This window comes from Rhizobium sp. KNZ2-6A (assembly GCF_056755475.1).
The window spans coordinates 174,021-187,353 of record NZ_JBNDIC010000002.1 but is presented as its reverse complement, the minus strand read 5'-3'; the positions used below and the strand labels follow the sequence as shown (position 1 = coordinate 187,353).

Sequence of the window (13,333 nt, the reverse complement as noted above, 5' to 3'; positions counted from 1 at the left end):
CAGGGGGCTGTTATGGGCCGGAACTATCCAATCCGCGCATCACTATCCGAAACACGACAGAAAGGGCGCGATATGCGTTAGCAGCGCTCGTCTTGACACAGTCCCATCCCAGTTTTCGGAAGCTCACGAGTTCGCGGCGCGCGGTTCGTGCAGAAACGGTGCATTTTTCGACCGACTGCTCCCTATCGATGAGGGCGTTCGGTGGCGAAATACACGAAGAAAACCAGTGAGGTTCACATTTGAAATCGGGCGTTCGAAAATTTGTATTTCGGGATCTTCAGAAAATCGATGGTTATATCGACCCGCCGGATGCGCTTGTCTTTCTGTCGTTGATCGAAAAGCAGAGGCAGGAGAAACTCTACGGCGGCCTCGCCGAAATCGGGGTCTATTACGGGCGGTCTTATTTTTTGCTGCGCAAGATCAGCGCACCCGATGACAATGTGCTTGCGATCGACCTTTTCGACGTAGAAGCGGATGGTGCGCAATATCAACGCTTCCTCGACAACGGAAGATCACTGGGCATTCCTGTCGATGAAGATCTCGTCATAACCGGCGACAGCACAAGGCTCGATCCGCAGGCCATCATCGACAAGGTTGGGCAGGTTCGGTTTTTCAGCATCGATGGAGGGCATTTGCTTCGCCACATCGTTGCCGACAGCCGGCTGGCGAAGAGTGTGCTGGCCGATCACGGCATCATCGCCTTCGACGATACGTTCAATCCCGCCTGGCCGGAGGTGACGATCGGCGTCTCGGATTTTCTGCGCAGGAACAGCGATACCTTTGCCGCCTTTTGCATGACGAAGTACAAGACCTATGTCTGCCGGCGGGATTTTCATGAGGTCTATCGAGCCGCACTCGGCAGGGCACGGCATCTCATGCCTTTCGAGCATGCCGAGATGGATTTTCTGGGCTCGAAAGTCCTCAGGCTGCACAATCCCATCAACCGAAGAGTTGCATATGAGCTCCTGCGGCGGCTGGGCTTGGGCGCCATATCCGAATGGGCCTACCGCCCGGTCTGACGTTGAGCCGGCCTTGCTTGCCGACGGCGGAGCTGGGAATTGAGGGGCCTGCCGGAGACAGGCCCCTCAACATTCCCGGTCAGTAGACTTCGGGCACGTACATTTCCGGCGGAACCGGAATGCGATGATAATCTATATGCCGCAGGCGCTCGGGCAGAACGATTTCCGGCTTCGGTACGTTTTCGTAGGGAATCTGGTTCAGGAGATGCGCGATACAGTTGAGACGCGCTCTCTTCTTGTCGACGGCATGGACGACCCACCACGGCGCTTCCGGAATATGCGTGCGATCAAGCATTTCTTCCTTCGCCTTGGTGTATTCTTCCCAGTGCACACGGCTCTGTAGATCCATCGGCGAAAGCTTCCACTGCTTCAGCGGATCCTGGATGCGCATGTTGAAGCGGAATTCCTGCTCCTCGTCGGTGATCGAGAACCAGTATTTCAGGAGAATGATGCCGGAGCGAACCAGCATGCGCTCGAAATCCGGCACGGAACGGAAGAATTCTTCCAGCTCCTCGGGCGAGCAGAAGCCCATGACGCGCTCGACGCCGGCGCGATTGTACCAGCTGCGGTCGAACAGCACCATTTCGCCTGCCGTCGGCAGATGTGCGGCATAGCGCTGGAAATACCACTGGTGCTGCTCGCGCTCGGTCGGAGCCGGGAGTGCGACGACGCGGCAGACGCGCGGATTGAGACGCTGGGTGACGCGCTTGATCGCGCCGCCCTTACCGGCGGAATCGCGGCCCTCGAACAGTACGACGACCTTGAGTTTCTTGTACTGCACCCAGTCCTGCAGGCGCACGAGCTCGTGCTGAAGGCGGAAGAGTTCGCGGAAATAGATGCGGCGGTCGAGCGCCGTTTCGCCTTCGCCGATAAGGCCCTCTGCGACCAATTCGTCCAGCCGGTCCTCTTCGAGCTGCATCTCCAGCTCTTCGTCAAAACTATCGACGATCTCATCCTTGATGCGGCTGAGCGGATCCTGTGTTTCATCGGTCATTATGTGCCTCCTGCTTAGTTTTCATGTGACTGCTGTCTGCGGCCACGGAAAGCTGGCGCGGTCTTCGAACCTGCGCCGGCTATGATCTAGGTATTATTCGGCAGTCCAGCCGCCATCGACGGAAAGCGTCGTGCCGGTAATCTGCTTTGCGGCCTCGCTGCATAGGAAGACCGCAATGGCAGCAACTTCGTCGACGGTGACGAATTCCTTCGTCGGCTGGGCGGCGAGCAGTACATCGTGCTTGACCTGCTCTTCCGTCATGTTGCGCGCCTTCATCGTCTCGGGGATCTGCTTCTCGACTAGCGGCGTCCAGACATAGCCGGGCGCGATGGAATTGACTGTCACGCCGTTCTGAGCGGCTTCGAGAGCGATGGTCTTGGTGAGGCCGGTAATGCCGTGCTTGGCGGAGACATAGGCCGATTTGAACGGCGAGGCGACCAGCGCGTGCGCCGAGGACGTATTGATGATGCGGCCCCATTTGCGCGCCTTCATGCCGGGAATGGCGGCCTTGATGGCGTAGAAGGCGGCAAGCAGGTTGATACGGATGATCGCTTCCCACTTGTCGTCCGGGAATTCCTCGATCGGGGCCACGAACTGGATGCCGGCATTGTTGACGAGAATATCGAGGCTGCCGAAGGCTTCCTCGGCATCGCGCACCATGGATGTCACTTCCTCGCCATTCATCATGTTGGCGCCGGAGTAGCGGCACTTCACGCCGAAATCGGCTTCGATGGCAACCCGTTCCTTTTCGATCGCATCGGCATCGCCAAGACCATTGATCGTCACATTCGCGCCTTCGGCGGCAAAGGCGCGCGCGATCGCAAGGCCGATGCCGCTCGTCGAACCGGTGACCAGCGCATTCTTCGAAATCAACGAACCCATAATGCTACTCCCGCAATCGCTATGACATGGTTGGGTAAAGGGAAATGCTCAAGATGAGCGCACACTGCCAGCCGGATATGTCGCTTTGATAACAGTGGCAGTCCGCTCCCGCGCAACCGTTTGGCAGCTGACACTTCACTGTCATGCAACCGTGCAAGTTTTCGCTCCGGCGCCCGGCAATTTCCTCCAACGACGGACAATAAGATGAAGGTCGAAGACATTCTGAAGCATGCCTATGCGATGCCGCTGACCAATCCTTCCTATCCTCCGGGACCCTACCGGTTCTTCGATCGCGAATATATCATCATCACCTACCGCACCACCCGCGGGGCGCTTGAGGCCGTCGTGCCGGAGCCGCTTGAAATCGACGAGCCGCTGGTGAAATACGAGTTCATCCGCATGCCCGACTCCACCGGCTTCGGCGATTATACCGAGACCGGACAGGTCATCCCCGTGCGATATCGCGGGCAGCGGGGCGGCTATGTCCACTCCATGTATCTGGATGACGATGCGCCGATCACCGGCGGCCGCGAGATCTGGGGCTTTCCCAAGAAGCTGGCCAATCCGAAGATCGTCAACGAAGGCGAAGTCATCGTCGGCACGCTGCATTACGGCAGCGTCCTCTGCGCCACGGGAACGATGGGCTACAAGCACAGGCCGGTCGATCAGGGGCCGCTTCTGGCCGCCCTGTCGGAACCCAACTTCCTGATCAAGATCGTGCCGCATGTCGACGCCACCCCGCGCATCTGCGAGCTCGTGCGCTACTATCTGGCCGAGATCACCATCAAGGAAGCCTGGACTTCGCCCGCCGCGCTCGATCTCAGGCCGCATGTCATGGCCGATGTCGCGCGGCTGCCGGTTCTCGAAGTGGTGTCGGCCGTTCATTTCACCGCCGATCTGACCCTTGGGCTTGGCGAAGTCGTTCACGACTATCTCGCCGAGCGCAGGTAACTGAAAGCCTCATTGTTACACCATAATGGAGACGGACCGTGCTCGAACGAAACACCAAGGCCGCAGCCCCGACCATCCCGGAAATCGCCGCGCAATATGATCGCGTCGCCCTGGTCTTCCAAGGCGGCGGCGCGCTCGGTGCCTATCAGGCCGGCGTCTACCAGGCGCTTGCCGAAGCGGGATGCGAGCCCACCTGGCTTTCGGGCGTCTCCATCGGTGCCATCAACGCGGCGATCATCGCCGGCAACGAGCCGAGCCGCCGCCTGCAGCGCCTCGAACAGTTCTGGCAGATCATCTCCGGCCGCAAGATCTGGGCCTATACGCCGGAAGGCGATTTCTTCCGCGATATCCGCAACCGCGCCAGCTCATGGGTGACGATGACCATGGGCCAGCCCGGCTTTTTCAAGCCGCGCTTCCCCAATCCCTGGCTCGAATTGCCGGGAGCCGAGGGTGCGACCAGCTTCTACGATTCGGCGGAGCTGAAGAAAACGCTGGAGATGCTGATCGATTTCGACCTGCTCAACGATGGCAAGAAGCGCTTCAGCGTCGGCGCGGTGAATGTCCGCACCGGCAATTTCGTCTATTTCGATACCGACAATCTTCGCATCGGCCCCGAGCACATCATGGCGAGCGGCGCCCTGCCGCCGGCCTTGCCGTCCATCCGCATCGAAGGCGAATATTATTGGGACGGCGGCATCGTCTCCAACACGCCGCTGCAATATCTGCTCGATCAGGAAGAAGACCGCAGCTCGCTGGTGTTCCAGGTAGATCTATTCAGCGCCCGCGGCGCGCTGCCGCGCAGCATGCCGGACGTGCTGTCGCGTCACAAGGACATCATGTATTCCAGCCGTACGCGGCAGAACACCGACAATTTCAAGCGCATTCACGGGCTGAAGATGAAGCTCCTGGGTGCATTGAAGCGTGTTCCGAAGGATCAGTTGACCCCGGAAGAGGAAGAGCTGATCGCCGATTATTCCGACGCCGGCGTCGTCAACATCGTGCATCTGATCTATCAGCACAAGAACTACGAAGGCCACGCCAAGGACTACGAGTTCTCCGGCACTTCGATGCGCGAGCATTGGGACATGGGGCTGGAGGATACCAAGCGCACGCTGCGCCATAGCGAATGGCTGCTGCCGCCCTTTACCGACGATGCCGTCGCCATCCATGATCTGCACCGGGAAGATCCGGTCTGAGCCGATAGATCGCTGTCGGCCTTCAGCAGTCGTTGCGCCGGAGCGAGCTGCACTCAGCTCTGTTTGAGTCGGTGCCGATGGGCTGCCTGTTTGGCGCGATTGCCGCACATCGCCATGCTGCACCAGCGTCTGCGGTGGCCGCGCGTGTGGTCGACGAAAAGCAAGGTGCATGCGTGGCCCTCGCAGGCCTTCACGTCAGAGAAGTCCTCCGTGCAGACAAAGCGTCCCAGCGCTTCGCCGATCGGCAATAGCAGCGCTTCGGGCGAGCGCCATTTCCGCATCGGCTGAAAGCTGAATTTGCCGTTTTCGTCCGCCTGACCTGCGACGATCCGGGCGAAGCCTTCGTCGCGTTCCAGCAGGCGGTTCAGCGGCTCCAGTTCGTTCAAGGCATCCGATGTCAGCGGCTTTCCCTTGCGGGCAAGCACGAAGCTCCTGAACCATTCACGTAGACTTCTCGCCTGGTCGGCGACCTTGTCGAGCTCGCCGGGCAGGGCCTGTTCGCGCATGGCTGCGAGCGTCTCCCGTGGGACGAGGCCGGCATGTTGCAGCCAGCGCAGCAGGCCCTCTCCATCGTCGATCCAGTCGATCGGCACATCCACAGGCGTTGCGACCGAATTGAGGAAATCCAGCCCCAGCGTGTCGCCAATGAAGATGGCGGGCGAGTGGTTGCCCATCGCTACTCCTTTCCGGCCGCAGGCATGCTGAACGGCCGCTCGAAAACATGATGGCTATATAACCTGTCAAAAGCCTCTTGACAAGTTACGCACATCAAGCGTAACCCTATTGACGTCATTGGAACGGTTACGCTTCGTTGCGGGGAAAGGCAGATGTCCTTAAAAAATGCAGATACTGTTCTTGCTCACGGCGTCTGCCCGAATGAACCCAGCCGAGAAAGATGATTTCCCGCTCGGTTGCTGGATGCTTGGCTGTTGCCATCGTTCGCACCGGGGTTGCCGCCGCCATCTAAAATCCTGGATTGATAACTCGAAAATTCGAATAGGAAGGTTACGAAAGGACCTTGTCATGGCTGATATCAAATATCGCACCGTCAACGTCGAAGGCGTCAAGGTCTTCTATCGCGAGGCAGGTTCGCCCGGCGCGCCCAAGCTGCTACTGCTGCATGGCTTCCCGACCTCCAGCCATATGTATCGCGACTTGATCCCGCTTTTGGCCGATCGCTACCATATTATCGCGCCGGATCTGCCGGGCTTCGGGCAATCCGATGCGCCGAAGGGCAGCAACACATTTGACAGCATCGCCGAGACGATCGACCGTTTCACCGAAATCGTCGGTTTCGATCGCTATGCCGTCTATGTCTTCGACTATGGCGCGCCGACCGGGTTCCGGCTGGCGGTGAAGCATCCGGAACGGATCACGGCGATCATCTCTCAGAACGGCAACGCCTATGAGGAGGGCCTAAGCGATGGCTGGAACCCGCTCCAGGCCTATTGGCGCGAGGCTTCGGAGGAAAACCGCAATGCGCTGAAGGTTTTCCTGGGGCCGGAAGCGACGATGTGGCACTACACCCACGGCGTTCCGGATACTGCCAGGATTTCTCCGGACAGCTATTCGCTCGACAGCTTCTATCTGGCGCGCCCGGGTGCGGAGAAGGTGCAGCTCGATCTCTTCGGGGATTACAAGAGCAATGTCGCGCTCTATCCGACCTTTCAGGACTACTTCCGCACTCATAAGCCGCGTCTGCTTGCGGTCTGGGGCAAGCACGATCCGTTCTTCCTGCCGCCCGGTGCCGAGGCCTACCGTCGGGACATTCCCGACGCGATCGTCAAATTCCTCGATACCGGCCACTTCGCGCTCGAAACGCATGCAGCCGAGATCGCAGCCGAAATTCGCGCTTTCCTCGGTTGATATCTGGCCTTGCCGCGCCGGCGAAAAGTCGGCGCGGCGGGCCGGCTCTGGCTTGAGTCGGTTAGGCTCCGGTCAATAAAGGTCTGGCCGTAGCCGAAGACTTCTCGATAGGTCGGGCGTTCGATGATGGGCGTCGACAGCACATGGACGCAGCTGGAGAGGAGGTCCTTCACGAACTGCAGCGCTCGCGTCGTTACCAATTGGACTGACGCGGATCAGCCGTGCGCTCTTTCCTGCTCGACGTCTTCAGGCAGATGGATTGTGACCATGGCGCCGCCCTCCGGCCGGTTTGCGAATTCCAGATGCCCGCCATGGGCGACTGCTATTGCCTGCACGACGGATAGGCCCAACCCCGTGCCGCCGGTTGCACGCGAACGCGAGGAATCGCCCCGCCAGAATGGATTGACGGCGACGGCGTCCATGTCCTGCGGAAATCCCGGGCCGCGATCGAGGACGCGGATGACGATGCTTTCATCCGGCAAAGTCTCGGTTTCGCATCGCAGCCAGCCGCCGTCGGCGGCATAGCGGCAGGCATTTTCGAGAAGCGCCAGAAGCGCCTGTCGCAGGCGGGGAGAATCCGCCGAGGTCCAGGCGGGCTGCAGATGCGTTTCAATTTGCAGCCTGCTTGCGTCCAGCATCGGCTTTGCCGAGGCAATGACCGTCTCGACCAATTGCGATGCATCGATACGCTGGCGCTCGACCACGAGCTTCTGACCGATGGCCAGAGACAAAGTGCGCAGGTCCTCGACAATCCGGCCGAGACCCTCGACCTGGAGGAGGAGGTCGGAAATGATCTTGCGATCCATCGGGAAAACGCCGTCGATCATGCTCTGCAGCGATCCTCGCAGGATCGTCAGCGGAGTTCTCAGTTCATGCGCGACTGCCATGTTGTTGAAGCGCAGCCTCTCTTCCATCGTCTCAAGGCTTGTTGCCAGCGCATTGAAGGTTTCGACAAGGCTCGCGACCTCGCGGGTGCTGTGGTGGGAGGTGGCAACGCGAACCGAGAAATCGCCCGATTTCAGCCCGTCGGCGACCGAGGTGAGTTCCTCAAGCGGGTTTGCAAGGCGCCGCGCTAAATAGACACCAATGAGGGCGCAGATCAAGGCGGAAAGCAGGCCGCCTATTAGCACGGAAAGCTGCACCTTGAAATCCGTCGGTTCGGTCAGCGAATTGAGGTGCTCAAACAGGAGCCTGAGGGAATCCCCGTCCGGAACCTTGTTCTCGCTGAGCATTGTGTAGGCCGCCGCGGCCCTTGGCGGCAGGGCGTCGGTGATGTTCTTTTCCAGATAGGAGGCATACCAATTGACCTCCAGATATGTCAGGCCGACGCTGAGGAGCAACATAGTGGCGGTGACGATGGCCGTGAGCGTGGCCAGCGGCAGACAAGGAAATCTTGGTATCTTCATCTCGGATCCGAAAAACGATAGCCGATGCCGCGCACTGCGGGAAAAAAGCCGTTCTGTCCCATTTCCTCCAGCTTGCGCCGAAGGTTGGAAATATGCGTGTCGACGGTGCGGACCAAGGCCTCGCTTTCGGGCAGGCAGGCATCGAGAATGTCGGCGCGCGCGAAAGCCTGCGTGGGGTGGCGGATCATGTAGGCGAGAATCCGAAATTCACTGAGCGTCAGGAGCAATGGAATGCGGCGCCCATCCTTGATGACGAAGACGGAATAGCTGCCGAAATCGACCTCGATGGCGCCGTAACGCCGGATGGTTTCGGCCCGGTCGCCTTGCGTCCGTCGCAAAACCGCCCTGACGCGGGCAACGACCTCCTGCGGGTTGAAGGGTTTGACGACATAGTCGTCGGCGCCGAGGCGCAGTCCGCTCAGGCGGTCTATGTCGTCCGCAACGGCTGTCACCATGATGACGGGTGTCGAGCCGGCCTGGCGCAGGCGACCAAGCACCCCGAAACCGTCCAGTTTCGGCAGGCGTACATCCAGGAGCACGATGTCGGGCTTTAAAAGCGCATGATGCTGAAGCGCGGTTTCACCGTCGCCGGCACGGACCGTGCGAAAGCCGTCCCGCGTCAGATAGCCTTCCAATATCTGTGCGATAGCCGGTTCATCCTCCACGATGAGAACGAGACTGTTGTCCACCCTAGCGCCCTATTTTTCTTTCGTTTTCGTTCGCGGCTTTGCCGCCTCATTCGCACTATCGCGGACAAAACTCACTTCCGCAATTTCCAAACAGTCTTCCGGCCGCCTGGCGGTCGATTCTGAACACAGCCTCGACGCGATCTTGGCCAATTCTTGACAATCGCGATTCACATTCCGGCCGTTCCGCCTCGGGAGATACGGTATGTGGAAATTTGCATTGCATTCTTGGAACTCCGCGTCCGGGCGCTCGAGTAGATCGGAGGCCGGCGCGGCCACGAATGGAGAGCTTGCGGTTATCGGCATGATGATCGTCTGGACCAGTTTTGTCTTCGTGGTCTTTCCCAAACTCGATCTGGCTGTCGCGCGCCTGTTCACTCATGGGCAGGTGTTCTGGCTTGCGGAAAACTCATTCCTGAAGGCGGTGCGGGACATCAGCCGCCAGAGCCAGCCTTATCTTCTCGGCATCATGGCGGTGATTGTCATTCTCCATGTCTTCCTGCCGAGGCGGCTTCGGTTCTGCTCTCCGCACAAGCCTTTGTTCGTGCTTCTGAGCTTCGCCGCCGGACCGCTGCTGATCGTGCAGACATTGAAAGTCGCAATCGGACGCGTGCGGCCCCGCGATCTCATCGAGTTCGGCGGCACTGCGGATTTCACTCCGGTATGGCAGTTCTCGGCCGCATGTTCGCGTAATTGCTCTTTCCCTTCCGGCGAGGCTGCGGCGGCTGCCGCCGGGCTCTCGCTGCTGGTTTTCGTACCCGCAGGAGGCAGATGGATTGCCGCGGTGCTTCTGACGCCGTGCCTGTTGTTCGTGGCGTTCAACCGCGTCATCTTCGGTGCTCATTTCCTGTCGGATGTGATGCTCGGCTGGCTTCTGACCATGTTGAGCATGGCGATGATCTGGCGCTGGGTGGAAGCAAATTCGCGGATGATCGATCGCTTCGTGACGCGCTTCATGTTCCGCTAAGCCGTCATTGACCGCCCTCTTTTGCTGTCCGGCAAAGGCCGGTGGGCGTTATTGGTCGCCGGAATGAGACGATACTGACCGAACGCATGTTACAAGCCTTAATACAACGTTTGTTCACCTTTCCATCAATCAGGGTTTACTTATCTACTGTTGGCCATGCCGCCGAATGCGAGGTCGAGCGTCGGATGGTTCAGGGGTCCCGGCAGGGTGAGAGTGATGGGATGGCGCTGGTAGATTGGGCATTGCGTGGAATGCTCGACATGGATAGCCGAAGGAGGGCGGGCGCTCGCAACTGCCACTTCGAGCCATGGGTCGTGCTTGCCGTGGAAAGTTTCGAGCGGGAAATGCTGGTTTTCTACAGGCGTTCGCAGCTCAAGGTCGTTCACACGGCGGCATAACGACCGCGATGCAAATGTTGTATACGATGTAAAAGCCGTCTCCCGCACCCGGCAGTGAACGCGGGGTGGATGTTGCAAGCGCGCCAGAAGCGCGCTTGCATTGTGAACGGCGTCAGCGGAGCCGCATGGACAGTTCGATATCATCCACGAAAGTTACGGACATGTATCCGTTTGCCGGCGAGCGCACCCAGGTCAGATAATCGGGGCAGAAGTCCGCATTGTCGGCAATCACGAGGGCTCCCGGCCTGAGACGGCTCTCCACCAGCTTCAGAATGTCTGGATAGAGCGCCTTGGCGCCATCGAGAAGAAGTAGGTCGATGGTATCGGGCAGATCGGAACTCAACGTCTGCAGGGCATCGCCTTCCCGAATCTCCACAAGATCGATGAGACCGGCGGCTGCTAGATTTCCCCGTGCCCGGGCCACCTTGGAAGGCTCGAATTCGGTGGTGATCAGGCGGCCGCCGCCATTGTCCCGCAGCGCGGCAGCAAGATGGAGGGTTGAGATACCGAAGGAGGTTCCAAATTCGACGATGGTGCGGGCACCGGTGGTTCGCGCCAGCATATAGAGCAAGCTGCCTGCCTCCCGCGAGATGGCGAGTGGTATATCCTTCAGCCGGGCATAGAGATCGAGATAGTCGGTTTTGCTGCGCACCAGGCGCGCGCGCTCTTCGTCGGAAAGGCCGCTCCAGTAAGCGGCAACCGATGGAGTTGTTGCCGGCGACGCCGCATCTGCTTCCTCGAACAGGCGATCGAGCAATGGAGCGAGCGGGGCATTCGTCAGTGTGGTCATGTTTCTCTCCGTTCAGGGCTGAAGTCTTTGTCGACGGCGAAAATACGAATAATTCATCGCATTTTCTAATCGCATCGAGGCATGTTGCGGGAGAGACGCGCGTATCGCATTGAAAATACGGCGAAAAGCAGACGAATCTGATTAGGCGAGTGCAATCACTTCGGCGCGGCCATTCGCATTTTCAGGGGACGCCGGAGATACCGAAGCCGACGATATCCACCGGATGGTCGAAGCCCCTCAGAGCGTGGCTGCCGAAAGACCTGCATGGGACGCCGGCCGCCTCGGCGATATCTGATGTCATCAGCATGACTGCGTCCAGTTCCTTGGCAAGCGCCTGCAATCGGGCAGAGCGGTTTACCGGCGTCCCGATGATCGTAAACGAAAATCTGCCCGCCGAACCGATATTGCCGTGAACGACCTCGCCGATATCGATGCCGATCCGCGCGCGCAACGGCGGAGCCGTCTCTCTCACCTGTATGGCATTGACCAGCTCCAGTGCCCGCAGCCCCTCCAACGCTGCTTCCACTGCGGCGGCACAGAGCGGCCGTTCGCTTCCGGCGTCCGGAATGGGGAAGAACATGATGACGGCGTCGCCGACATGACCAGACACCTGACCGCCGGCGCGGGACATAGGCCCGGTGATCGTCTCGAAGAACAGATTAAGGTGATCGATGAGAGACCGGGGGTCCAGCTGCTCGGTGAGCGAGGTGAACTGGAACAGGTCGCAATAGATCACGATCGCCCGAATTTGCTCGACCTCGCCAAGACCCACACGGCCGTCGAGTAAGGCGGCTGCAGCATTGCGCCCGAGATAGGTCTGCAGCAGGACGCGCGCGGCGGCGGCATTCAATCGGGCTCCGAGAGCAAGTGCGAAGACCGGCGTCACGAGGTGCAGCAGCTCTATCTCCGACATTGAAAATCCGCCGGGGCGTTCGGTGATGAGCAGGCTCATCACATCGTCGAAGAAACCAAGGGTGACATCGGGGGCAAGATGGTTGGCAAAGGCTATGGCGTCCGTTGCTCCATCTTGCGGAACGGATGCGAGGCGGCCGCCACCGGCATTAAGACGAAGAACCGTTGCATCCTCCTCCAGCATGTCAACGAAGATCTTGCCGCCAAGAATATTGTCTTCGGTGCCTTCGCCGTCTCGTCGCCAGCGAATGAAATGCTGGGCTCTCTCCGGATCGACGGCATCACAGGCAACCTCGATCGTCGAGATGTCGAGACCCACGGCATTCAGCGTGTGGCCGAGGAGAACAACGAGCTCGGCGTCGCTGGCGCCGACAAGCGCTGCTTCCACCAGGGCCTGGCTCACCTGCGAGAATGTTTTTGGTAGGGCTCCGGCTTCGATCGACCTGGTTACCGGCCCGCTGCCTTCATTGCCATGCTCTTCGGTTTGCATGGGACGCAAAATACGATTAATTCGTCAGCTTTCCTATTCGCATTGGCAGGCATCGATATGACGGATCGCCCAAGAGCCCGGATTTCCTCGCGAAAGCAGCCGAAGCAGGTTCGCTCGACGGAACTCGTTTCCGCGATCCTGAGTGCCGCGGCTCAGGTTTTGGCAAAGGAGGGCGCCCAGCGCTTCACCACGGCACGCGTTGCTGAAAAGGCCGGCGTCAGCGTCGGATCCTTGTATCAATATTTCCCCAATAAGGCGGCGATCCTCTTCCGCCTGCAGAGTGATGAATGGCGGCAGACGTCGGACCTGCTACGCCGCATCCTTGAAGATGCCGCGATACCGCCGCTGGACCGGTTGCGTTCCCTCGTCCACGCCTTCATCCGCTCCGAATGCGAGGAGGCCGCCATGCGTGTTGCGCTCAACGATGCGGCGCCGCTTTATCGCGATGCACCGGAGGCGCATGAGGTGAGGTCATCCGGAGACCGTATCCTGCGGCTGTTCGTGCGCGAAGCCTTACCAAAGGTCGATGAACCGGCCCGCATCCTGGCGGCGGACCTGATCGCCACGACGCTCAGTGCGACGGGAAAGCAGCTTTCGGAGAGCCCGCAAACAGCGCAGGAGACCGAAGCTTATGGCGATGCCATGGCGGACATGTTCTGCGTCTATCTCGAAAGCCTCAAGCTTCGGTGAGGGCGAGGCAGCGTAGCCTCCCGCTCCAGCACGCTTTTGTTGACACCCTTTCGACAAGCGCCTATTGGAGAGGCCAGCCGGTTCCG

General features: G+C 59.6%; 15 protein-coding genes. 7 read left to right on the top strand and 8 right to left on the bottom strand.

Annotation, left to right across the window (positions count from 1 at the left end; all coding sequences use genetic code 11):
- The first annotated feature begins 239 nt into the window (after positions 1-239).
- The gene (locus ACPYOP_RS02355) at positions 240-1,019 is read left to right on the top strand and encodes a class I SAM-dependent methyltransferase (RefSeq protein WP_481408778.1); all 780 of its coding nucleotides are present in this window, start codon (positions 240-242) and stop codon (positions 1,017-1,019) included.
- 79 nt (positions 1,020-1,098) lie between these two features.
- Here ACPYOP_RS02355 and ppk2 read toward each other — a convergent pair whose 3' ends face one another.
- On the bottom strand, positions 1,099-2,013 hold the full coding sequence (gene ppk2, locus ACPYOP_RS02350; protein ID WP_481408777.1) for a polyphosphate kinase 2: 915 nt from the start codon (positions 2,011-2,013) through the stop codon (positions 1,099-1,101).
- A gap of 93 nt (positions 2,014-2,106) precedes the next feature.
- Positions 2,107-2,895: a 3-hydroxybutyrate dehydrogenase gene (locus ACPYOP_RS02345; protein ID WP_481408776.1), complete on the bottom strand. Its 789-nt coding sequence runs from the start codon at positions 2,893-2,895 to the stop codon at positions 2,107-2,109.
- A gap of 204 nt (positions 2,896-3,099) precedes the next feature.
- Here ACPYOP_RS02345 and ACPYOP_RS02340 point away from each other — a divergent pair, with 204 nt between their 5' ends.
- Positions 3,100-3,846, top strand: coding sequence for an acetoacetate decarboxylase (locus tag ACPYOP_RS02340; protein ID WP_481408775.1), 747 nt, complete (start codon positions 3,100-3,102; stop codon positions 3,844-3,846).
- 38 nt (positions 3,847-3,884) lie between these two features.
- On the top strand, positions 3,885-5,042 hold the full coding sequence (locus ACPYOP_RS02335) for a patatin-like phospholipase family protein (protein ID WP_481408774.1): 1,158 nt from the start codon (positions 3,885-3,887) through the stop codon (positions 5,040-5,042).
- Positions 5,043-5,095: 53 nt separating this feature from the next.
- Here the strand turns inward: ACPYOP_RS02335 and ACPYOP_RS02330 are convergent, their stop codons facing one another.
- Complete coding sequence (locus tag ACPYOP_RS02330; protein ID WP_481408773.1) at positions 5,096-5,716, bottom strand: CGNR zinc finger domain-containing protein; 621 nt, start codon at positions 5,714-5,716, stop codon at positions 5,096-5,098.
- A gap of 127 nt (positions 5,717-5,843) precedes the next feature.
- Positions 5,844-6,005, bottom strand: coding sequence for a hypothetical protein (locus ACPYOP_RS02325; protein WP_481408772.1), 162 nt, complete (start codon positions 6,003-6,005; stop codon positions 5,844-5,846).
- A gap of 60 nt (positions 6,006-6,065) precedes the next feature.
- Here ACPYOP_RS02325 and ACPYOP_RS02320 point away from each other — a divergent pair, with 60 nt between their 5' ends.
- Complete coding sequence (locus ACPYOP_RS02320; protein WP_481408771.1) at positions 6,066-6,908, top strand: alpha/beta fold hydrolase; 843 nt, start codon at positions 6,066-6,068, stop codon at positions 6,906-6,908.
- A gap of 215 nt (positions 6,909-7,123) precedes the next feature.
- On the opposite strand, the gene ACPYOP_RS02315 is transcribed toward ACPYOP_RS02320, so the two are convergent.
- Together ACPYOP_RS02315 and ACPYOP_RS02310 are read right to left on the bottom strand one after the other, a co-directional pair.
- Positions 7,124-8,314, bottom strand: a complete 1,191-nt coding sequence (locus tag ACPYOP_RS02315) for an ATP-binding protein (RefSeq protein WP_481408770.1) — start codon at positions 8,312-8,314, stop codon at positions 7,124-7,126.
- Positions 8,311-9,003, bottom strand: a complete 693-nt coding sequence (locus ACPYOP_RS02310) for a response regulator (RefSeq protein WP_481408769.1) — start codon at positions 9,001-9,003, stop codon at positions 8,311-8,313. Before ACPYOP_RS02310 ends, ACPYOP_RS02315 begins: the two co-directional genes overlap by 4 nt.
- Before the next feature lie 301 nt (positions 9,004-9,304).
- On the opposite strand from ACPYOP_RS02310, the gene ACPYOP_RS02305 reads away from it, so the two are divergent.
- On the top strand, positions 9,305-9,967 hold the full coding sequence (locus tag ACPYOP_RS02305) for a phosphatase PAP2 family protein (protein WP_481408768.1): 663 nt from the start codon (positions 9,305-9,307) through the stop codon (positions 9,965-9,967).
- 221 nt (positions 9,968-10,188) lie between these two features.
- Positions 10,189-10,365: a hypothetical protein gene (locus tag ACPYOP_RS02300; RefSeq protein WP_481408767.1), complete on the top strand. Its 177-nt coding sequence runs from the start codon at positions 10,189-10,191 to the stop codon at positions 10,363-10,365.
- Positions 10,366-10,477: 112 nt separating this feature from the next.
- On the opposite strand, the gene ACPYOP_RS02295 is transcribed toward ACPYOP_RS02300, so the two are convergent.
- Together ACPYOP_RS02295 and ACPYOP_RS02290 are read right to left on the bottom strand one after the other, a co-directional pair.
- The gene (locus ACPYOP_RS02295; protein WP_481408766.1) at positions 10,478-11,155 is read right to left on the bottom strand and encodes an O-methyltransferase; all 678 of its coding nucleotides are present in this window, start codon (positions 11,153-11,155) and stop codon (positions 10,478-10,480) included.
- Between the two features lie 181 nt (positions 11,156-11,336).
- Positions 11,337-12,557: an adenylate/guanylate cyclase domain-containing protein gene (locus ACPYOP_RS02290; protein WP_481408765.1), complete on the bottom strand. Its 1,221-nt coding sequence runs from the start codon at positions 12,555-12,557 to the stop codon at positions 11,337-11,339.
- Positions 12,558-12,614: 57 nt separating this feature from the next.
- On the opposite strand from ACPYOP_RS02290, the gene ACPYOP_RS02285 reads away from it, so the two are divergent.
- The gene (locus tag ACPYOP_RS02285; RefSeq protein WP_481408764.1) at positions 12,615-13,247 is read left to right on the top strand and encodes a TetR/AcrR family transcriptional regulator; all 633 of its coding nucleotides are present in this window, start codon (positions 12,615-12,617) and stop codon (positions 13,245-13,247) included.
- The last annotated feature ends 86 nt before the right edge of the window (positions 13,248-13,333 follow it).